The sequence below is a fragment of the Kitasatospora sp. NPDC002543 genome (assembly GCF_053594915.1).
This window is the reverse complement of the sequence record NZ_JBSFWR010000013.1, coordinates 67684-88238: the sequence shown is the minus strand read 5'-3', so window position 1 is coordinate 88238 and position 20555 is coordinate 67684. Positions and strand designations below refer to the sequence as shown.

The 20555-nt window shown below is 74.8% G+C and carries 20 protein-coding genes; 5 read left to right on the top strand and 15 right to left on the bottom strand.

Annotation, left to right across the window (positions count from 1 at the left end):
- Window position 1: 1 nt before the first annotated feature.
- From ACWD4P_RS08805 to ACWD4P_RS08760, 10 genes are all read right to left on the bottom strand, one after another.
- Window positions 2-382 carry a hydrogenase maturation nickel metallochaperone HypA/HybF gene (locus ACWD4P_RS08805; RefSeq protein ID WP_359823052.1) on the bottom strand — a complete coding sequence of 127 codons (381 nt, stop codon included), beginning with the start codon at window positions 380-382 and terminating at the stop codon, window positions 2-4.
- Between the two features lie 121 nt (window positions 383-503).
- Window positions 504-608: a DUF6893 family small protein gene (locus ACWD4P_RS08800; protein WP_432277633.1), complete on the bottom strand. Its 105-nt coding sequence runs from the start codon at window positions 606-608 to the stop codon at window positions 504-506.
- Window positions 602-1111: a hydrogenase maturation protease gene (locus tag ACWD4P_RS08795; RefSeq protein ID WP_449779083.1), complete on the bottom strand. Its 510-nt coding sequence runs from the start codon at window positions 1109-1111 to the stop codon at window positions 602-604. The genes ACWD4P_RS08800 and ACWD4P_RS08795 overlap by 7 nt, the downstream gene beginning before the upstream one ends.
- Window positions 1108-2481 (bottom strand): hypothetical protein, encoded by a 1374-nt coding sequence (locus ACWD4P_RS08790; protein ID WP_449779082.1) that lies wholly within the window; start codon window positions 2479-2481, stop codon window positions 1108-1110. Before ACWD4P_RS08790 ends, ACWD4P_RS08795 begins: the two co-directional genes overlap by 4 nt.
- Entirely contained in the window at window positions 2478-3122 is a 645-nt protein-coding gene (locus ACWD4P_RS08785; protein WP_359823059.1) for a DUF6084 family protein, read from the bottom strand. The genes ACWD4P_RS08790 and ACWD4P_RS08785 overlap by 4 nt, the downstream gene beginning before the upstream one ends.
- The gene (locus ACWD4P_RS08780) at window positions 3119-3766 is read right to left on the bottom strand and encodes a DUF5947 family protein (RefSeq protein ID WP_449779081.1); all 648 of its coding nucleotides are present in this window, start codon (window positions 3764-3766) and stop codon (window positions 3119-3121) included. The genes ACWD4P_RS08785 and ACWD4P_RS08780 overlap by 4 nt, the downstream gene beginning before the upstream one ends.
- The gene (locus ACWD4P_RS08775; protein ID WP_449779080.1) at window positions 3763-4230 is read right to left on the bottom strand and encodes a thioredoxin; all 468 of its coding nucleotides are present in this window, start codon (window positions 4228-4230) and stop codon (window positions 3763-3765) included. The genes ACWD4P_RS08780 and ACWD4P_RS08775 overlap by 4 nt, the downstream gene beginning before the upstream one ends.
- Complete coding sequence (locus tag ACWD4P_RS08770) at window positions 4227-6014, bottom strand: nickel-dependent hydrogenase large subunit (RefSeq protein ID WP_359823065.1); 1788 nt, start codon at window positions 6012-6014, stop codon at window positions 4227-4229. Before ACWD4P_RS08770 ends, ACWD4P_RS08775 begins: the two co-directional genes overlap by 4 nt.
- Before the next feature lie 138 nt (window positions 6015-6152).
- Window positions 6153-7235 carry an NADH-quinone oxidoreductase subunit B family protein gene (locus ACWD4P_RS08765; protein ID WP_359824496.1) on the bottom strand — a complete coding sequence of 361 codons (1083 nt, stop codon included), beginning with the start codon at window positions 7233-7235 and terminating at the stop codon, window positions 6153-6155.
- A 132-nt stretch (window positions 7236-7367) separates the two neighbouring features.
- Window positions 7368-9056 carry an enoyl-CoA hydratase-related protein gene (locus ACWD4P_RS08760; protein WP_449779079.1) on the bottom strand — a complete coding sequence of 563 codons (1689 nt, stop codon included), beginning with the start codon at window positions 9054-9056 and terminating at the stop codon, window positions 7368-7370.
- Between the two features lie 148 nt (window positions 9057-9204).
- Here ACWD4P_RS08760 and ACWD4P_RS08755 point away from each other — a divergent pair, with 148 nt between their 5' ends.
- Window positions 9205-9636 carry a GNAT family N-acetyltransferase gene (locus ACWD4P_RS08755; protein WP_449779078.1) on the top strand — a complete coding sequence of 144 codons (432 nt, stop codon included), beginning with the start codon at window positions 9205-9207 and terminating at the stop codon, window positions 9634-9636.
- 83 nt (window positions 9637-9719) lie between these two features.
- Window positions 9720-10151 carry a hypothetical protein gene (locus ACWD4P_RS08750; RefSeq protein ID WP_449779077.1) on the top strand — a complete coding sequence of 144 codons (432 nt, stop codon included), beginning with the start codon at window positions 9720-9722 and terminating at the stop codon, window positions 10149-10151.
- A 22-nt stretch (window positions 10152-10173) separates the two neighbouring features.
- On the opposite strand, the gene ACWD4P_RS08745 is transcribed toward ACWD4P_RS08750, so the two are convergent.
- The 3 genes from ACWD4P_RS08745 to ACWD4P_RS08735 form a co-directional block, all read right to left on the bottom strand.
- Window positions 10174-10740, bottom strand: a complete 567-nt coding sequence (locus ACWD4P_RS08745) for a TetR/AcrR family transcriptional regulator (protein ID WP_449779076.1) — start codon at window positions 10738-10740, stop codon at window positions 10174-10176.
- A 78-nt stretch (window positions 10741-10818) separates the two neighbouring features.
- Window positions 10819-12210, bottom strand: a complete 1392-nt coding sequence (locus ACWD4P_RS08740; protein WP_449779075.1) for an amidase — start codon at window positions 12208-12210, stop codon at window positions 10819-10821.
- The gene (locus ACWD4P_RS08735; RefSeq protein ID WP_359824509.1) at window positions 12197-12406 is read right to left on the bottom strand and encodes a hypothetical protein; all 210 of its coding nucleotides are present in this window, start codon (window positions 12404-12406) and stop codon (window positions 12197-12199) included. The genes ACWD4P_RS08740 and ACWD4P_RS08735 overlap by 14 nt, the downstream gene beginning before the upstream one ends.
- Before the next feature lie 158 nt (window positions 12407-12564).
- Between ACWD4P_RS08735 and ACWD4P_RS08730 the strand changes: the two genes are divergently transcribed.
- Together ACWD4P_RS08730 and ACWD4P_RS08725 are read left to right on the top strand one after the other, a co-directional pair.
- Window positions 12565-13455, top strand: a complete 891-nt coding sequence (locus ACWD4P_RS08730; protein ID WP_449779074.1) for an MBL fold metallo-hydrolase — start codon at window positions 12565-12567, stop codon at window positions 13453-13455.
- A gap of 289 nt (window positions 13456-13744) precedes the next feature.
- Window positions 13745-14482 carry an MgtC/SapB family protein gene (locus ACWD4P_RS08725; RefSeq protein WP_449779073.1) on the top strand — a complete coding sequence of 246 codons (738 nt, stop codon included), beginning with the start codon at window positions 13745-13747 and terminating at the stop codon, window positions 14480-14482.
- Here ACWD4P_RS08725 and ACWD4P_RS08720 read toward each other — a convergent pair.
- Window positions 14463-15629, bottom strand: a complete 1167-nt coding sequence (locus ACWD4P_RS08720) for a PP2C family protein-serine/threonine phosphatase (protein ID WP_449779072.1) — start codon at window positions 15627-15629, stop codon at window positions 14463-14465. The genes ACWD4P_RS08725 and ACWD4P_RS08720 overlap by 20 nt on opposite strands.
- A gap of 383 nt (window positions 15630-16012) precedes the next feature.
- Between ACWD4P_RS08720 and ACWD4P_RS08715 the strand changes: the two genes are divergently transcribed.
- Entirely contained in the window at window positions 16013-16504 is a 492-nt protein-coding gene (locus tag ACWD4P_RS08715; protein WP_359824520.1) for a signal peptide protein, read from the top strand.
- Window positions 16505-16628: 124 nt separating this feature from the next.
- Here the strand turns inward: ACWD4P_RS08715 and ACWD4P_RS08710 are convergent, their stop codons facing one another.
- Window positions 16629-20504, bottom strand: coding sequence for an nSTAND1 domain-containing NTPase (locus ACWD4P_RS08710; RefSeq protein WP_449779071.1), 3876 nt, complete (start codon window positions 20502-20504; stop codon window positions 16629-16631).
- Between the last annotated feature and the right edge of the window lie 51 nt (window positions 20505-20555).

The window sequence follows — 20555 nt, the reverse complement described above, 5'->3', positions numbered from 1 at the left end:
ATCAGCCTTTCTGTTCGGCCCGGACGTCCTGGGGCCGGGCCCACTCGACGTCGAGGATCTGCAGCTCACGCCCGGACAGCAGCTCCACGCCGCCACCGCCGGAGCACCTCGGACAGCCGAGGTCCGGCGGCATCCCGACCGCCCACTCGACCGCGCAGGGGGTGCAGCGGGCCCGGGCCACGACGGGCTCGGTCTCCAGCACCGCGCCCGCCACCGGCGTTCCGGCGCAGGCCAGTTCGAAGCAGAAGTCGAGGGCCTCGGGCACCACGCCGGCCAGCTCGCCCACCCGCAGCCGCACCCGCGCCACCCCGGCGGCCCCGTGTTCGCGCGCGGCCGTCTCGACCTGCTCGACGACGGCTTCGGCGATCGACATCTCGTGCACGGAGACCCCTTCCCGGAGCGGGCGGCGGCGACGGGCCCCATTACAGGGCCCGGTGGCGGCGTCGGCCCGAAGCCGCGCCGCCACCGGGTGCGGGGCTGCACCGTTCGCAGCAGTCCGCGCCTCACATCCGGGAGATGTGCAGGTACCGCTTGATGTCCGGCAGGCTCTGCCAGACGGCCGCGCCGATCCCCGCCAGCAGGGCGGCGCAGAACAGTTTCCTCAGCATGCTGTCGTCTCCTTCTCCGGCTGCGCGGCCTCGTCCACGACCCGCAGGATCACTCGGACCGCCTCCGCCACGGCGGCGGTGACGGGCTCGCTGAGCCCGATGCCCTCCTCCAGCGAGGCCGGCTCGCAGCCGACCACCAGGACCCGTTCGGGCGGTTCGCCGCCGGTGCCGGCGGCGAGCGTGGCGAGCAGCGCCAGTACGGCGTCCGGTCCCATCCGGTGGCCGTCCAGGACCGGCGGTTCCAGCGGCTGCCCGGCGTCCGCCTCGATCAGGTAGACGGTGCCGGGCTCGCCGCCGCGGCAGGTGGCGTCCACCAGGACGGCGGTGCGGTAGCCGTCGAGCAGCCGGTACGCCAGGTCCACGCCGCGCACCCCGACATCGACCAGTTCGACGCCGTCCGGCAGCGGGTGGGCGGACAGCCGCCGGACGGTCTCGACCCCGAAGCCGTCGTCGCCGAGGAAGATGTTGCCCACCCCGGCGACCAGGACCGTACGGCTCGTCACGGACCCTCCAGCGGCGTGACCTCGTCCGGCTGGAAGTACCGGAAGCGCCCCTGGGCCCGCCAGAGGTCGGCACCCGGGTCGTCCTCCACCGTGACGGCCAGGTGCACCGAGCCGTCGAGGTCGTGCAGCACCGCCTCCACGAGGCCGGTCCGGCCGTCCAGGAAGAGGTCCTGGGCGTCGGTGCGCCGGCGGCCGGGCCGCAGCAGCACCCGGCTGCCGGCGCCCACCTCGCGGCCGTCGACCAGCACCCGGTCCCGCTCGGGGTCGACGCCCGGGTCGTTGCCAGGGTCCCACCACGGCCGTTCACCCCCTTCGGCGGCGCCGCCGCCGGTGACCTCGCGCAGCCCGCGGATCGCCCCGTGCAGCCGCTCCAGCACCTCGGGCGGCATGGAGTCGGCCAGGTCGATCACGGCGCCGGCGCGTTCGTCGGTGCCCCGGGCCTCCCGCTTCTCCTCCTCGGTCAGGGCCGCCGTCCGCAGCGCCAGGATCTCGTCGATCTCGGTGGCGTCGTACAGCGTGCCGAGGCTCTCCGGGGCGACCCTCGGGTGGTCCTCCAGGATGATCGGCGAGGAGAGCAGCACCCCGCGCTCACCCTCCGGCCCGGCCAGCACCGGCCAGGTGCGCTCGTTGCGGCACCGCTCGACGGCCGGGCGGGCCCATTCGGGCGGGTCGGTGACGGACAGGAAGCGGCCGTGCTCCAACCCGAGCAGCAGGTGGGCGGAGACCAGCGAGCGCGGCAGCGCCTGGTCGCGGGTGGCGTGCCGGGACGGCCGCCAGTCGGAGGTGTTCTCCACCTCCACGGTCAGCCGCTGCGCCCGGTACGGGCCGGGCAGGTCCTCGGCCCGCAGCCGGACCAGGCCGTCGACCTGTTCGCGCCGCCGCACAAGCCGGCCGACGACGGCGCCGTCCTCGCGCACCAGCCCGGTCTCGCCGACGCCCGGCAGCCGGAACGGCCGCTGCACCCCCGCACCGGCCAACTCCTCGACCGGGAGCAGGAGTTCGATCCGCTCCTCGGCGCCCTCGTCCCACTCGACGAGGTCCCGGTCGGCCAGCTCCAGCCGTTCCACGGACTCGAAGCCGGCGGCGGTGGCCTTCTCGACGGTGCGCCGCTGGACCCGCAGGAAGCGCAGCTCGACCGCCAGCCGGTCCCCGTCGCGCGCCTCCGTCACGCACTCGGTGCGCTGGTGGGAGTGCTCGCCGCCCTGCGCGGTGTACTCGGGCGGCACCAGGACGCCGAACTGCCAGCGCAGCCGGTTCTTGGCCGCCGAGGCGCGGTAGGGGTAGAGCACGTAGCCCTCCAGCAGCACCGCGTCGGCGATCTGCCGGGCGGCCGCGAAGCCGCGCTCGATCCGCTCGGGGAAGCCGCTCACCGGACCGTCCCCTCGACCGCCGCCGCCGTGAGCAGCTCGCGCACGGTGGCCTCCCAGGAGGTCAGGGCCCGCCGGGATCGGTAGGCCAGCAGTTCCTCCATGACCTCCTCCGGCAGCCGCAGCCAGCCGCTGCCGGGGAAGTGCCGGTCGATCGCCTCCCGCCAGACGGCGGCCGGCATCCGCACCCGGGCCTCCCGGTCCCAGGGCACCGGGCTGACCTGGAAGCCGCCGGGCCCGGCGAACGCGGTGCCGGAGAAGAGCAGCAGCAGCGGCACCTCACCGCCGTCCAGCGCCCGGAAGTAGCGGGCCGAGGCCACCTCCTGGTCGTAGGTGCACGGCACCGCGAGGTCGATCTCGGTCTCGCCGGTGAAGCCGGGCACCAGCAGCGGCACGGTGGCGAACTGGATCGGGTTGAGCGTGGTCGCCCACCGCTCCCGCCCGCCGAAGAGGTCGCCGAGCCGCTCGCCCTCCTCGTTCCCGTACGGCCGGCGGCCCGGTTCGATCCGCAGCTGGCAGTGCAGGGCGAGGGCGTGCACCCGGACGTCGGCCGGGGCCGTGATGCGCAGCCGGAACACCAGGGTCGGCCCGGCCGCGTACGGGTCGGACCGCACGCCGGTGCAGGCGAAGCCGAGCGCCGTCACACCGTCACCTCCGCGGGCAGCGGGCGGGCCCGCTCGGCCAGCCGGGCGAAGAACGCGTCGAGTTCGGCCCGCGCCTCGGCGCCGCCGTCGAAGCCGTGCCAGCACCGCCGCAGCCGCCCGACCAGCTCGTAGCAGACGTCGATCGGCACCAGGAAGCACACCACGCCGTCCTCGGAGCGGCGCAGCAGCAGCGCCTCCACGTCCGGTTCCAGGGCCTCGGCCAGCCGGCTGCCGCCGAGGGCGCGCTGCCAGGCCGACTCGTCCAGCTCGCTCTCGGTGGCGCCGGCCGGGCCGGGGTAGAAGGCGAGCAACTGGTCCAGCGCGGTGTTGCGGAACAAGAAGGCGGTGCCGACCGGGATGCCCAGCGCCGACCAGGCCTGCTGGTCCAACTCGCCCGCCGGGTCGGCGAGGTAGCGGTCCGGCACGGCGCGGTAGCGGCCGCCGGCCGCGCCCGGCTGCCGGAACAGCAGCCCGCAGGCGGTGCAGGCGCAGGCCAGGGCGCGCTCCTCGACGTCCACCAGGTGGCGGTGGCCGGCGGGCAGGTCGCGGCCGCACAGGACGCACTGCTCGGGGCGCGGCGGGGCCGGCTCGCGCAGCCGGTGCAGCAGGGCCGTCCCGTCCCGGGAGATCCGGCGGCTGTTCATCGCGCCTCCGCGGTCCGCTGCGGGCGGGTGCCGATCTGGAGCAGCTGCGGGGCGCGCTCCAGCTCCACGTCCGTCACCTCGGGCGCGTGGCAGGCGAGGGCGGCCGCCACCTCCTGCTCGCCGCAGCCGCAGCCGCCGCCCGTGCGGCGCAGCCGCAGCACGCCGGTGGCCGGCTCGAAGCCGGTCACCTCGACCCGCTCGGGCAGGGCGGCCAGCGCCCGGTCGATCCGGGCGGGCAGGTCCTCGGGGTGCAGGTCGTGCAGGAGCAGCAGCCCGGCCACGGCCGGGTCGTCCAGCATCCGGTCCAGCGCGGGCGGGGGCAGTGCCGGGACCATCCTGGCCAGGCCCTGGCCGTAGAACTCCATGAGCTCCCGGACGAGTTGCTCGCCCGCCTGCTCGGCGCCGCTGTCGGCCAGGGCGTCCAGGGCCTGCTGGATCCGCTGCCCGGTCTGCTCGGCCGTCATGCGGTGAGCCCGCTCAGGCCGGTGGGCACGTGCATGGTCTGCACGGTGCGCCCGCCGCCGACGTACATGTGCACGCCGCAGGGCAGACAGGGGTCGAAGCTGCGCACCGCGCGCATGATGTCGATGCCCTTGAAGTTCTCCGGGGAGTTCTCCTCGAAGATCGGGGTGTTCTGCACCGCGTCCTCGTACGGGCCCGGCGTGCCGTAGCTGTCCCGGACGCTGGCGTTCCACGGGGTGGGCGGGTACGGGTGGTAGTTGGCGATCTTGCCGTCGCGGATCACCATGTGGTGCGAGAGCACGCCGCGCACGGCCTCGGTGAAGCCGCAGCCGATCGACTCGTCCGGCACCTCGAAGCGCTCCCAGGTCTGGCTGCGCCCGGCCCGGACCTCGTCGAGCGCCTTCTCGGCGAAGTGCAGGGCGGCGGCGGCCGCGTACGCCTGGAAGTAGGTGCGGGCGCGGTTGCGCTCGATGGCGTTGCTCCACTGCGGGATCTTCCACTCGAAGGTGACCTCGGGCTTGGTCATCGAGCGGGGCAGGTTGATCAGCACGCTGTGGCCGGTGGCCTTGACGTAGCCGATGTCGACCAGCCCGGACAGGGCGGTGGACCAGAGGCGGGCGATCGGGCCTCCGCCGGTGTCCAGGGCGAGGTGGTCCTTGCCGTCGAACCAGCGCGGGGACATCACCCAGCTGTACTTGTCGTCGAAGTTCCGCTTCTGCGGGGCGGGGATGGTGTGCTGGTTCCACGGGTGCCGGGGGTCGACGGGGTTGCCCAGCGGGTCGTGGGTGACGAACAGGTCCTTGCCCTGCCAGTCCTCGTAGTAGGAGCTGCCGAGCAGGATGCGGATGCCCAGGTTGATCTGTGTCAGGTCGTTGGTGACGAGCTTGCCGTCCACGACGACGCCGGGGGTGACGAACATCCGCCGGCCCCAGTCCGTCATGTTGCGGTAGGTGAAGTCGCAGTGGTCGGGGTCGTTGAGGCTGCCCCAGCAGCCGAGCAGGACGCGGCGCCGGCCGACCTCCTCGTAGCCGGGCAGGGCCTGGTAGAAGAAGTCGAAGAGGTCGTCGTGCAGCGGCACGACCTTCTTCATGAACTCGACGTAGCGCATCAGCCGGGTCAGGTAGTCGGTGAACAGCTGCACCGTGGCGACGGTGCCGACGCCGCCCGGGTAGAGCGTGGAGGGGTGCACGTGGCGGCCCTCCATCAGGCAGAACATCTCCCGGGTGTACCGGCTGACCTGGAGCGCCTCGCGGTAGAACTCGCCCTCGATCGGGTTGAGCGAGCGCATGATGTCGGCGATGGTCCTGTACCCGTGGTCGCCGGCGTGCGGGGCCTCGGTGCGTTCGGCCTGCTCCAGGACGCCGGGGTTGGTCTCGCGGACCATCTTCTCGCAGTAGTCGACCCCGACCAGGTTCTCCTGGAAGATGTTGTGGTCGAACATGTACTCGGCGGCCTCGCCGAGGTTGATGATCCACTCCCCGAGGTGCGGGGGCTTCACCCCGTACGCCATGTTCTGGGTGTAGACGGAGCAGGTGGCGTGGTTGTCGCCGCAGATCCCGCAGATCCGGCTGGTGATGAAGTGGGCGTCGCGCGGGTCCTTGCCGCGCATGAACACGCTGTAGCCGCGGAAGACCGAGGAGGTGCTGTAGCACTCCGCGACCCGCTTCCGCTTGAAGTCGATCTTCGTGTGGATGCCCAGGCTGCCCACGATCCGGGTGATCGGATCCCAGGACATCTCGGTCAGGCCGCTGCCGTCGCCGGCCGCTCTGGTGGTGGGTGTTGCCATCGTCTCTGTCGTGTCCTTCTCTGAGCGGGGGCAGGGGGCGGGGGGGCGGGAGGGCGGGCGCGGGAGGGCCGGGTCGGGGGGCCGGGGGCCGGGGAGCGACGGGCCGCACGCCGCGCGGGGCGTGCGGCCCTCGGGCGGTCACCAGGGCGGTCGGTAGCCCGTGGTCAGGTGGCTGCCGGTGTGGCGCCACTTCGGTTCCTTGTCCAGGGTCTTCAGCGTGACGGCGCGCAGCCGGCGGATCAGCGAGCCGTACGCGCTGCTGGCGTTGGAGGAGACCCGGGAGCCGGGCGGCGGGTCCATGAAGGGCATGAACTTGTCCGGGAAGCCCGGCATGGTGCAGGCGATGCAGATGCCGCCCACGTTCGGGCAGCCGCCGATGCCGTTGGTCCAGCCGCGCTTGGTGACGTTGCACTTCACGACCGGGCCCCAGCAGCCGAGCCGCACCAGGCACTCGGGCGTGCCGTAGTCGGTGGCGAACTGCCCCTGCTCGTAGTAGCCGCCGCGGTCGCAGCCCTCGTGCACGGTGGCGCCGAACAGCCAGGCGGGCCGCAGCTTGTCGTCCAGCGGGATCATCGGCGCGGAGCCCGCCAGCTGGTACAGCAGGTAGGTGAGCGTCTCGGCGAAGTTGTCGGGCTGGATCGGACAGCCCGGCACGCAGACGATCGGCAGACCGGCCTTGGACTTCCAGTCCCAGCCGAGGTAGTCCGGCACGCCCATCGCGCCGGTCGGATTGCCGGCCATCGCGTGGATGCCGCCGTACGTGGCGCAGGTGCCGATCGCCACCACGGCGGTCGCCTTGGGGGCGAGCCGGTCCAGCCACTCACTGGTGGTGATGGGCTGTCCGGTGGCGGGGTCGTCGCCGAAGCCGCACCAGTAGCCCTCCTTCTTGATCTTCTCGTTGGGGATGGACCCCTCGACGACCAGGACGAACGGCTCGATCTCGCCGCGGTCGGCCTTGAAGAACCACTCGACGAAGTTGTCCGCGCCCTGGACCGGGCCGCACTCGAAGTCGATCAGCGGCCAGTGCACGGCGACCTCGGGCAGGCCGGGCAGGGCACCGGTGACGATCTCCTCGATGCTGGGCTGCATCGCGGCGGTCAGCGAGACGGAGTCGCCGTCGCAGCTGAGGCCGGCGTTGATCCACAGGATGTGCACCACGTCGGTGTCGGTCGGTGCGGCTGTCGCAGTCGTTGCGGCTGTTGCAGCTGTTGCAGCACCCATGAGGATGCCTCCTCGGGGATGGGAGCCGAAGGGAATGGCTCGAAGCCAGTCATAGCAACGGTCCGGGCCGGGCGCCGGTCCGCACGGCGGAAGCCGGCACCCGGGGAGGCAAGCCCGGCAGGGCCGTTCGGGTCACGCTCGCGCGGCGGGCCCCGTCGCCACCGGGCGCTTGCGGACGAACGCGGAACGCAGCGCGTGATACGGCGATTCGGGTGTGAAGAACTGCCGGTGCATCACCGCGAGCTCCTCCTCCCGGTACGCGTCGAGCGGCTTCGTCCGCTCGTCGGCCTCCCGCGCGGCCTTCTTCGCCCCGATCCGCTGCTGGGTGGTCGGCGAGGCGGCGAGCAGCCCGGCCAGGTGGGCCGCCTTCCGCCCGAACTCCTCCGGCCCGCAGGCGAGCACCCGGTCGACCAGGCCGATCCGCTCGGCCGCCGCGGCGGAGACGGGCAGCGCCTGACGGGTCAGCCGCTCGGCCGCCGCCGCGCCGACCCGGCGCGGGAGGGAGTACGTCCAGTACTCCGACCCGTACAGCCCCATCAGCCGGTAGTGCGGGTTGAGGACGGAACCGTCGCGGCACCACACCTCGTCCGCCGCCAGCGCCAGCATCACCCCACCGGCCGCGGCGTTGCCCCCGACGGCGGCGACCACCAGCCGGTCGGTGGTGGTGAGCACCGCGTCGACCAGCTCGTCCATCGCGGTGATGTTGTCCCAGGACTCGACGGCCGGGTCCGCCGCCGCCTCGATCACGTTGAGGTGGATGCCGTTGGAGAAGAAGTCCCGGCCGCCGCCGAGCACCAGCACCGAGGTCGGCCGGGCGACGGCGTAGCGGTAGGCCGCCAGCAGCCGGCGGCACTGGCCGGTGGACATCGCACCGCCCGGGAAGGAGAAGCGCAGGAGTCCCACCGGGCCCTCCTCCCGGTAGCGGATGTCCGACCAGACCGGGCCGTCGTCCTCCTCCGGCATCAGCGGCGCCGCCACCTCCGGCAGGGCGGGCAGCAGGCCGCCGAGCGCCGTCACGGCGGGGAGCTTGACGCCCGCGGGACCGCCGGGGTTGCGGCGGCGCAGTTCGGGGATCCACACCGCGCCGTCCACGGTGGCCCGGCAGACGGCGCCGCCGCGGGTGGCGAGCAGGTCGCCCGGGCGGCCGCGCAGCTCCGGCTCGCGGTGCCCGCCGTGCAGGTACCAGGTGCCGCCGCACAGCTCGTCCAGCACCCCGGGGCGGGAGTCCGCGGCGCGGAGCCTGCGCAGCACGGCCTCGGTGGGGTCGGCCGTCCAGTCGATCCGGCGCTCCTCCTGGCGCAGGACGGGCCGGGTGCGTACGGTGGCGGTCCAGCCGGGGCCGGACTGCGGCTGGGGCGGGTACGCGCCCGAGGCGAAGCGCTCCACGGCGAGCAGTACGGCCGCCACCGCCGCGTCGGCGACCTCGTTGCGGTAGAGGTCGCTCTTGCCGCGCTCGGGCAGCCGGCAGGGCGCCCAGGCCCAGACCGGCCCGGCGTCCATCTCCGCCTCGGCCTGGAGCACCGTGACGCCCCACTCGGCGCGGCCCTCCTGGATCGCCCGGTCGAGGGAGGAGGGGCCACGGTCGCCCGGCGGTCCGGGGTGGACGACCAGGCAGGTGAGCCGTGTCCAGAGCCCGCGCGGGATCGCCGTGCGCAGCATCGGCGCGAGCACCAGGTCAGGCTTCAGGCGGCGCACCGTGTCGAGCAACTCCTCGTCTTCACCGGCCAGTTGGACGTCCACGGTGTGACGCCGGTCGCGCAGTTCGGCGTGCAGCCGCTGACTGAGGCTGTTGAACGCGCTGGCGAGGAGAAGAATCCGCATGTACGCCTCCGACGGGTGGGGCTCCGGGCAACCCGGCGATCATCACCTCCGCCTCCGCGGCCCCCCGCCCGGTCCGGGCATGTCGCGCCGCGCGTTCACCCGAGCGGCCGGGACCGGGCGAGGGTCCCGAGCGGATAGTATGTAAGTTATGAAGCCAGCGAGTGACCCTTACGAACTCCGTTCCGGCGTGCCCACCGTCGAGGTGTTCCGGCGCCTGCGCACCGACGCCGGCCTCTCCGACAAGGCCCCCGAGGCGGTCGCGCTCGCCCTCCCCAACACCTGGTACGGCGTGGTCCTCCACCACGCGGGCGAGCCCATCGGCATGGGGCGGATCATCGGCGACGGCGGCACCGCCTTCCAGATCACCGACATCTGCGTCCACCCCGCGCACCAGGGCCACGGCCTCGGCAAGCGCATCATGGCGGCGCTCACCGAGGAACTGGAACGCCGGGCCCCCGCCACCGCGTACGTCTCGCTGATCGCGGACGGCCCCGCGCGCTTCCTCTACGAGAAGTTCGGCTTCGCGGACACCGCCACCCACGACTCGGTCGGCATGTACCGCCTGATGGAAGGCCGCTGACGGCCCCGCGGCGGCGCTGTCGGTGGCCCGGTGTGTACTGGCACCCGACGCCAACCCGCCCGCACGACCCCGGAGGTGCCCGGATGGCCCGGCTCCACATCCGTTCCGGCCTCGACCCGGACGAGCCGGCGACCCCGGTCGCCGTCCTGGTCGTCGACCCCGACGGCACCCCCGGGGAGCAGGCCGTGGCCCGCCTCGCCGGGCACTGCTACGAGGGCGACGAGGTCCTCCACCTGGTGCGGACCGACGGCTGGGCCGAACACTCCCACGACGGGGGCCGGCTGACGGTCGGCATCGCCGTCCACCCGGGCGTACTGGACCGGGCGGGGGTCGACCCGGCCGCCGTCCTCGTCCTGCGCGCCGAGGCCACCGTGGACCAGGCCCTGGCCGACCGGCTCCACGAGGGCACGGCCGTCTTCACCGCGGCGCCGGACACCGCGTTGGACGAGCTCCTCGGACCCGACGGCGACTGGCCGATGCTGCTCGCCCCGCCGCCGGAGCAGCCGCAGTCGTAGCCGCGGAGGGGGCCGCGCGCTGTCAGACGGGCGTGTTGCCGAGCAGGTCGGTGACGAGGCGGCGGGCGTAGTCGGCGTCGAGACCGGCGGGACGGAAGAGGATCCGGTACATCAGGGGGGCGACCAGGCGGTCCATGGCGGTCTCCACCTCGGGGGTCTCCTCGCCCCGGGCCCGCGCCCGGGCGAGCACGAGGGCGAGCTGCTCGGCGGCATAGCCCGAGCACTGACCGGCGTTGCCGCCGTCCGGGTCACCGAGCAGGGCGTCGCGGACGTACGCGCGGCCGGAGGCGGAGCCCATCTCGTCGAGGAACTGCTCGGCCCAGGCCGTGAGGTCGGCGTGCAGGCCGCCGCGGTCCTCCGGCGCGGTGTCGGGGCGTAGCCGCTCCACCGCGACGTCGGAGAGCAGCTCCGCCAGGTCTCCCCAGCGGCGGTAGACCGTGGACGGGGTGACCGCGGCGCGCTGGGCGACCATCGGCACGGTGAGCGCCTCGCGGCCGACCTCCGCGAGCAGCTCGCGCACGGCGGTGTGCACCGCCTCCTGCACCCGGGCGCTGCGGCCGCCCGGGCGGACCATCTGCCGAGGACTCATGGCTCCATCCTAAAGCGCCGCCTTTGCGTTTGGCCGGGCCCCGGGAGCGGGCGCACGCGGGGCCCGGCCCGGGCGCGCTCAGAGCACCGGCGCGAGCTCCCGCGCGGGCCGCGTCCGCTCGTAGGCGTGGCCCACCCGCAGCAGCGTCCGCTCGCCGAACGGCCGCCCGAGCAGCTGCAGACCGATCGGCAGGCCCGCCGAGTCCCGGCCGGCCGGGACGGAGAGCGCGGGCACGCCGGTGACGTTGGCCGGGGCGCAGAGCCGGACGTAGGCGTCCGCGACGGACTCGACGGTACCGTCCGGCCAGATGACGCTCTCCTGGCCGGCCCGGACGGCCGTGGTCGGCACCGTCGGGGCAGCGATCACGTCGACCCCCGACAGGGCTCCCGCCCACGCCTCCCGGATCATCGTCCGGGCGCGCTGGGCACGCAGGTAGTCGCCCGCGCCGATCAGCTCGCCCGCCTCCAGCAGCACCCGCACGTCGGCCCGGTACAGCTCGGGTACGGTGCGCAGCGTGCGCGCGTGGTAGGCGCTGGCCTCCGGCGCCACCAGGCCCCACAGGGTGGGCAGGAGGTAGCGGGCCATCGGGATCCCGACCTCGACGGGCCGGGCGCCGAGCGCCTCCAGCTGCTCGACGGCGCTGCGGACGGCGGCCGCCACCTCCGCGTCCACGTGGTCGACGTAGTGGTCGGTCGGCACGCCGATGCGCAGGCCCGTCAGGTCCGGCTCCGGTTCCGGCCGGTAGTCCGTGGCGGGGGCGGCCACCGAGGCGGGGTCGCGGGGGTCGTGCCCGGCGAGGGCGCCGAGGACCAGGGCCGCGTCCTCGACGGTGCGGGTGATCGGGCCGACGTGGTCGAGCGACCAGGACAGCGGGGTGATGCCGTGCCGGGGCACCAGTCCGTAGGTCGGCTTGAGGCCGACCACCCCGTTCAGCGCCGCGGGCACCCGGATCGAGCCGCCGGTGTCGGTGCCGAGGGCGAAGGTCGCCGCACCGGCGGCCACAGCGACGGCGGATCCGCCGCTGGAGCCTCCGGCGACCCGGCCCCGGCCCCAGGCGTTGCCGGTCTGCGGGGTGGTCAGGCCGTAGGCGAACTCGTGGGTGTGGGTCTTTCCGGCCAGGACCGCGCCGGCGGCCCGCAGCCGGGCGGCCACCGTGCTGTCGGCGGCCGCCAGGTGCCCGTCCCGGACCCGGGAACTCGCGCTGGTGGGCGCGCCGGCCACGTCGATCAGGTCCTTGAGCCCGACGGGGACGCCGTGCAGCGGCCCCCGGTACCGGCCCCGGGCGATCTCCCGCTCGGCCTCGCGGGCCGCCTCGCGGGCCTGCTCGGCGGCGACGGCGGCGTACGCGCCGAGGTGCGGCTCCACCCGCTCGATCCGGTCGAGCACGGAGTCGACCAGCTCTACGGGGGACAGCCGGCGCTCCCGGATCTCCGTCGCGGCGCCGGCGAGGGTCAGCTCATACGGCCGCATCGGGGCGCTCCTCTCCCGCACGGTAGGCGGCGCCGGGCGGGGTGTCCGCGAAGTCGAGCTCCCGCAGGACGGCGACGACGGACTGGATGTGCTCGGCGGTGGCCGCCACCGCGGCGTGACGGTCGGCCGGCAGGGCGAGCCCGGCCCGGGCGGCCCAGCGGGCGGCCTCGGGCGGGGTGAGTTCGGGGGAAGGCATCGGTGCGCTCCTGATCGTGGGCGGTGCGGCGGGAGGCCGGGACAGGGAGTCGGGCGAGGGGCCTCCATCAAACGCAAAGTGTTTGCGTTAACGCGACCCTAGGCTCTACGGTCTCACTAACGCAAATAAATCGCTTTTACGGTGGAGGAGTCGACCCCATGCCCAGCACCCGTACCCCTTCCTGGACGGTCGGCGACGTCACCGTCCACCGCGTCGACGAAGTCCCGCTGCCGCCCGCGACCGGCCGGTGGCTGCTGCCCGACGCCACCCCCGAACTGGTGGCCGGCCACGACTGGCTGCGCCCCGACTTCACCGATTCCGACGGCGCGCTGCGCCTGCACAGCCACAGCTTCGCCTTCGTCCTGAACGGCCTGCGCGTGCTCGTCGACACCGGCATCGGCAACGGCAAGGAGCGCGCCAACCCGGCCTGGCACGACCTGCGCACCGACTACCCGGAGCGCCTCGCCGCCGCCGGATTCCCGCCCGACTCCGTCGACCTGGTGGTCCTCACCCACCTGCACGCCGACCACGTCGGCTGGAACACCCGGGCGGTGGACGGCGCGTGGGCGCCCACCTTCCCCCGCGCGCGCTACCTCACCGCCCGCGCCGAACGGGAGTTCTGGGCCGGGTACCCGATGGACGAGGCCCGCGCCGGGATGTTCCGCGACTCGGTGCTCCCGGTCGAACGGGCCGGCCTGCTGGACCTGGTCGACGTCCCGGCCGAGGGCCTGGAGCTCCTCCCCGGCCTGCGCCTGCTGCCCACCCCCGGCCACACCCCGGGACACCTCGCCGTCGAACTGACCAGCCGGGGGCGGACGGCGCTGATCACCGGCGACTGCCTCCACCATCCCGTCCAGCTCGCCCACCCCGCCATCGGCGCCTGCGTCGACATCGACCCCCGGCGGTCCGCGGCCACCCGGCACGCCCTGCTCGAATCGCTCGCCGGCACCGACACCCTGCTGCTCGGCACCCACTTCGCCCCGCCCACCGCCGGCCGGGTCGTCGCCGAGGGGGAGGCCTTCCGGCTGCGGCCCGTGCCCCCGGCCTGAGTTCACGGCGCGCGAAAGCCGGAGCGCGCCTGCCGGAGCGCGCCGACCTGGGCGCGACGCTCCGATCGGACCGGGGGCGCGACGGCCGGGGCGGCGCGGCCGGCCCGGGCGTGACCGGGCGTGACCGGGCGTGACCGGGCTCGCGCTCCGTCGGCGCCCGCCGGAGTGGCGCGCCCTCGGTTCGCTTCGACACCACCCCGGCCCCTCAAGTCGGCCCGCCCGAGCGCCGGTCCGATCGTCTGATGAGACGTACGCTCAGGGGTCCCGCTTCACCGAACAGGAGGAGTCGATGACACTGGGCGCGGCCAACGAGCCTTTCGCACAAGGGTGGTTGCACTTCACCGACTTCGCCATCGCCCTGGTCCTGGCCAGCGCGATCGGCCTCGAACGGGAGATCAGGCAGAAGGCCGCCGGACTGCGCACCTACACGGTCGTCGGCCTCGGCGCGGCGCTCTTCACCCTGGTCAGCAAGTACGGCTTCGGCGACGTCGTCGAGGCCGGCGTGGTCACCCTGGACCCGTCCCGGATGGCCGCCCAGATCGTCTCCGGACTGGGCTTCATCGGCGCCGGCGTGATCTTCGTCCAGCGCGGCTCGATCCGGGGGCTGACCACGGCCGCCACCGTCTGGCTGACCGCCGCGATCGGCACGGCGGCCGCCGCCGGACTGCCGCTGCTCGCCACCGCGGCCACCGCCGCCTACTTCTTCGTCGGCTACGTCCTGCGGCCCCTCACCCACCGGCTGCCGAGGCTCGGCACCCGCCCGGTCGGCTGCCGCGTGACCTACACCGAGGGCCAGGGTCTGCTCCGCCTGCTGCTCGCCCGGATCACCGCCGAGGGCTTCTCCGTCGCCGAGTTGGCGACCGTCGACCGGGCCACACCGCCCGTCGGAGCCGGCCACGACACCGACGAGCGGACCGCGGAGGTGTTCATCACCCTGCACGGCCGCGGGGACCTGTCCGCCCTCACCGTCGAACTGGCCCGGCTGCCCGGCGTCCTGGCCTGCGCGATCAGCCGCGCCGAGGACTGAGGCCGGCTCCGTCCGCCGGGTCCGCCGGCCCCACCTGGTCCACCTGGTGCACCTGCTCCGCCGGGGCCACCGGCGGCGTCCGGACGGCGAGCAGGGCGGTGTCGTCGGTGAGCCGGCCGCCGGTGTGCCGGAGCACCGCGGCCGCCACCTCGTCGACCAGGCGCCCGGGGTCGACCGGCCCCGCCCCGCCGGACAGCCGGTCCAGGTGGGCGCGCAGGGAGAAGAAGGCACCCGTCCGGTCGCGGGCCTCGGTCACCCCGTCCGAGACGATCAGGACCGTCTCCCCCGGGCCCAGCCGCAGCCGCCGCACCTCCGGCAGCCCGCCGGCCAGCTCGGCCAGCCCGATGGGAGCGCCGTCGCCCGGCGGCAGCTGCCGCACGCCCGCGGGGCCGAGCACATGAGGGCTGTCGTGGCCGAAGTTGACCACCACCACCTCCCCGGGCGCGTCGGCCGGGAACCAGACCACCACCGCCGTCGCGAAGCGCTCCTCCCGCTCCCCCAGCCGCTCCGCCAGCAGGTTCTGCCGGTGCAGCCGCTCCTCCAGCCAGGACGCGACGGTGGCCAGATCGGCCTCGTGGAAGGCGGCCTCCCGGAAGCAGCCGACCAGGGCCGCCGCCGCGGACACCGCCGGCAGGCCCTTGCCCTGGACGTCCCCGAGGATGACCCGCGCCCCGAACGGGGTGGCCAGCACGTCGTAGAAGTCGCCGCCCACCCGGGCCTCGACATCGGCGGCCAGGTAGCGGGCCGCCGAGTCCACTCCGCCCCACCCCGGCGGCACCGGGCGCAGCACCACCTGACGGGTGGTCTCGGCCGCGCCCTGGAGGTGGCGGACGTAGGCCGCGGCCTGGGCGCGGAAGACGCTGATCGGCACGGACAGGACGGCCCCCGCGATCACCAGCAGGAAGTCCTCCGTCCCCTGGGTCTTGTTCCAGAAGCTGTCCACGGCCGGGTAGACGGCGACGGCGAGGAAGGCGAACAGCACGGTGGCGGCCGGCCCGCACAGCCCGGCGGCGACCACCGGGACCATCACCAGCCAGCTGACGGAGGCGAAGGTCACGGGCGTCGCCGCGTCCACACCCACCACCAGGGCGAGCACCGCCAGGGGCACCAGCCAGGAGCGGTGGCCGTACCGGATCAGGATCGGCATCCGCTGCCCCGGCTCCTCCACCGAACGCGCCCGCACGCCGCCCTCCCGTTCTCGCGCCCCCGATTCCCACGACCTCCCCGGCGTCCGGGCGCTCCGCGCGGGGCGGGGCCGCCGGGCGGAGCTTGCGCCCAAGGTAAGGGGCCCGGCCGCGGCGGGGGCGGCGCGGCGGCCTCGTGGCTCCGGCCGTCGCACGTTCGGCCCAGTCCCGGTGGCCGTCGGCCGCCCCTCCCGGCGCTCCGGCGGGCCGGTGTCGAGAGCGGACGCCAGACCCGGCGACCGGCCCGGCGTGCGGCTTTCCGGGTGAGGGGGCAGGGTGGTGCGTACGGACCTGCCCGGACCAGTCGGCGCACCCCGTGCCCCGGCGGTCGACCGAAGGAGGCGCCATGCGCACCCGGAAGATCCCCCGTCGGAGCCTGGCACTGGCCGCGGCCGCCGCCGCCGTGCCGACCGTCCTGCTGACCGCCCCGGCCCAGGCGGCGACCGGCACCCCGTCCGCGACCGGCACCCTGCCGGTCGGCTTCGTGAACGAGGCCACCTCCCCGCTGCCGTCCGACCACGGGCAGCGGGTGGTCACCGTCTCCTACCGCAACGACTCCTCGGCGGACCGGACGGTGGCCCCGCAAATCCTCATCGAGTCCCCCGCTAACGGCCCGTTCCTCGATCCGGCGAGCATCCGGCTCGAAGTGCTCTCCGCGGACGGCCACTGGCGCACCCTGCCGCTCGGCAGCCAGACCGGCACGCTGTACACCCGGCTCGCCCCGGCCAAGATCGTCCTGCACGGCCACCACACCCTGACCGAGCGCTACCGGGTCACCGTCGTCGGGACGGCCCCGGTCCAGGGAACGGTCGAGCCCCGGGTGGCGCTCTACCGCTGAGCCGGCGGCGGCCGCCCCGGCGCGGTGCCGGGTCCGGCTCCGGGTCCGAGTCCGGGTCCGGCTCCGGCTCCGGGTCCGGGTCCGGTGACGACGGGACCGCCGGGGTCGGACGGGACCGCCGGGGTCAACAGACCTTCCGGTAGGGCACCTCCGGAAGATAGATCTCCCAGTCGGCTCGCGGCAGTCCGCCCTCGGCCCGTTCGCAGACCTCGGCGGCCTCCCGGTCCGGGGCCACGGTGACCTCGTGCACCGGCACGTGCTCGGTCGCCGTGCGCAGGGTGCGGTCGTCGGGGCCGAACGCCAGGGAGAGGGCGGCGCCTCCCGGCACGGGGAGGGCCGGGCCGAGCGGCTGGTGGGACGCGAGGTCCCACATCCGCAGCGTGCCGTCGGTGCCCGCGGCGGCCAGGGTACGGCCGTCGTGGGAGAAGGCGAGGGCGGAGATCGGGTCGAGCGCCCTCGCGGTGTCCGGCCGGAAGGTGCCGGGCAGGACACCCAGGTTCCGCTCGGCGGAGCCGTCCCAGAGCGTGACGCGGCCGGCCTCGTCGCCGGTGGCCAGGTACGCACCGCCCGGACCGAACGCCACGGCGTGGGTGGTGTTCTGGGTGAACGTCCGTGCGGCCGCCCGGCCCGCCGGCAGGTCGGCGACCTGGTTGTGCGAGGCGACGAGGAGCCGCCCGTCCGGCCGGACGGCGAGTTGTTCTCCGCCGATGCCGGAGATCACCCGGGTCCTGGCCCCTCCGGCGATGTCCCAGACCTCCACCGCCTCCTCCCGTGGCATCCGTGACACCAGGAGCGACCGTCCGTCCGGGGTGAAGGCGATCGCGTTGACCTCGACCGCCACACGCCGGTCGGGAGCCGCGAGGTCCAGGGCCCCGGTCGTACGGCCGGCGGAGACGTCCCAGACGGACACCCTGGGCGGTGCCGTCGGCTGCCGGCGGTCGACGACGCCGTAGGCGAACGCTCCCCCGTCGGGGCGGAACGCCATGACGACGGTGCAGGAGACGGAGAGCCGCGTGCCCTCCCAGGGTGGCAGGCAGGACCCGCCGGGCAGGTCCACGACCTGTCCTCCGCCGCGCGGATCCCTCAGCTGGATGCCGTACGAGCTGTCCTCCTCGTGCGCCAGCACGGTGGCGAGCGTCCTGCCGTCGGGGCTGAACACGGCGGCCGCGACCGGCCGGCTCGTCCAGGCCGGGGCGAGGGCGTTCGTGAGGTCGACGGTACGGACCGCGGCTCCGGTCGAGCCTTCCAGGTAGCGGATCCTGTGTTCCTCCGGATCGAGCCTGAACTGGCCGGCGTCGGTATTGGCGAGCGGATGCCGGAGGATCGGGGTCGACGGTGTGTCCAGGCGCCACAGCAGCAGCTCCTCGCCGTCCGAGGCCACCATGAGCGTTCCGTCCGCGCTGAACGCCGCCTCCGTGATGTCGGCGTGCTCGATCCGCGGGAGCTCCGCCCCCGAGGCGAGGTCCCAGATCCGCACTCCCTCGCCGTCGACGACCGTCAGCCGGCGGCTGTCCGGCGTGAACCCGACCGCCTGGCCGAGGCACTGCCGCGCGCTGGCCTCGGGAGCCCCCGGGACGGGGACCTCGCGCTGCTCGGGCACGTTCCACACCTGGACCGGCCCGCCGGGAACGCACAGCGCCATCAGACGGTCGTCGGGGCTGACGGAGGCATCGGGGTACGGGTAGTTCAGCACGCGGAGTTCCCGCCACATCTGCTGCTGCCTGGCACCCGGTACGCGGCGCAGGTCGTCACGACCGGCCGACCTGCGCTCAGCGGCCCTGACCCGGCGTTCGAGCAGCAGCCGGCCGGTACGGGAGTCCCGGAGCCGGACCACGTCGTCCGCGCCCTCGGTGGCGTAGAGGAGCAGGGTCCGTCCGCTCGGACCGAGCCGGGCCGCCGTTCCGTCCGAGCCGGGGTCGAACGGGTGGGACGCCACCGGGGCCCCTCCCGCGCTCCCCGCCGTCAGGTCCCACACGTTCACGTGGTCGTACCGGAACACCACGAGGGTCCGGCCGTCGGCGCTCATGTCCTCCACGTCGTCGGCCTCGGCCCCCAGCCCGGGCAGCGAGGCGACCCGCCGGTGCGTGCCGACGTCCCACGCCACCACCTCGTCCCGGCCGACACCGACCACCGTGCGCCCGTCCCCGCTGAGGAAGTGCGTCTGCTGGACGGCCCGGCCCGACGGCGGATCGGTGAACACGTCCCGGTCCGCCTGGACGGCGGCGCCCAGCAGCGCGGACCGGGACTCGGGCAGATCGGCGGCCCGCCACGAGGCCAGGCTCAACCGCATCGCCGTGACCGGGTCGGACGAGCGCATGCCGTCCGCCACCGCGGCGGCGCGGCGGGCGGCGGCCTCCGTCCGGCGGCGTTCGCCGGTCCGGCTCTGCTGCCACGCCATCACCCCGGCCAGCAGCGCCAGCACGACCAGGGCGGACAGCGCGGCGAACAGGGTGCGCAGCCGCCGCGTGGAACGCGCCGCCCTCCGGTGCTCCTGGTCGCGGGCGGCGAGGCCGGCGGTGAGGAATCGGAGCTCCGCCGGGGTGAGGTCGTCGCGGTGCCCGCCGGCCGCGAAGGCCGCTTCGGCCGCCGCCAGGCGGATGCCCCGGTAGAGCGCTCCGGGGTCACGGCCCAGGTCCTCCCACGCCCTGGCCGCCTCGGTGAGGCGCCGGTGGTGGCGCAGTCTCTCCCGGGCGTCCTCGACCCACCCGTTCAGCCGCGGCCAGCAGCTGATCAGCGCCTCGTGCGCCAGGTGGACGGTGTCGCCGTCCAGGGTGATCAGCCTGGCCCGGGCCAAAGCCTCCAGCACCGACGCGGTGTCGGCGTCCGCGTCGACGGCCCCCGAGGACTCCAGCTCGGCACGGCCGGCGGGACGGCCGGTGACCTGCGTGCCGTCGCCCGGAGCGACCAGTCGCAGCAGGACGCGCCGGGCGATGACGGCCTGCCGCGGCGTCAGTCCGGTGTAGGCCTCCTCCGCGGTCCGGGCCACGGCACCGCGCACACCGCCGGCGGACTCGTAGGCCGCCACCGTCAGGGCCCTGCCCTTGCGGCGGCGCCAGGTCTCCAGCAGGGCGTGCGACAGCAGCGGGAGCCCGCCCGGCTCCCCCTCGACCTCCTCGATGATCCTCGACGTCAGGGCACGCTCGACGATCAGGCCCGCGTCCGCGGCCGGCTTGACGATCGCCTCCCGCAGCTCGGCGGCACCCATCGGCCCGACCAGCAGCGTGGCCTCCCGCAGGGCCACGGCGAGACCGTGGTGCTCCGCACAGCGGCCGAAGAAGTCCGCCCGCACCGCCAGGACCACCCGTAATCGGCTGTCCGGCTCGCAGGCCGCCAGCAACAGGCCGAGGAAGGCGGCGCGTTCCGCAGGATCTGCGCACAGCGTGAACGCCTCCTCGAACTGGTCCACCACCAGCACCGTGTCGCCCGGGCCGCTCGCGGGCGCCAGTACCGCGGCGTGGTCGGAGGCGGGCCGCGGGCCGGGCGTGAGGATCCGGACGGCGGCCGGACCGGTGCCCGTCGCGCCCCGGTCCCGGAGCGCGGGGATCAGACCGGCCCGCAGCAGGGAGGACTTGCCGCTGCCCGAGGCGCCCACCACGGCGACCAGGCGGCGGGAGTCCACCAGCTCCAGCAGGTCGGCCACGAGCCCGTCCCTGCCGAAGAACCGGTCCCGGTCACCCGGTTCGTACCGGGCCAGGCCCCGGTACGGCGCACCGGCGTCGTCACCGCCCCCGGCGGCCGCCTCCCGCACCGCGGCGTGCCAGCGCCGCTCCCACTCCGCGACGTCCCCGCCACAGGCCGCCACGTAGGCCAACACCACCGGCAACGACGGAAGTTGCTGCCCGCCGGCCGCCCGGGACAGCGTCGCCACCGAGTAGCGGGTGCGCCCGGCCATCGCCCGGTAGGTGAGGTCCCCCGCCTCCCCGCGCAACCGGCGCAGCTCCGACGCGAAGCGCTGCACCGGCCCGTCGGCCGGATCCAGCGGACTCTCCTGCCGGCCCATCCCGGCCCTCCCCTTGACTCGGCGACACACCGGACCGTCAACGTACGCACA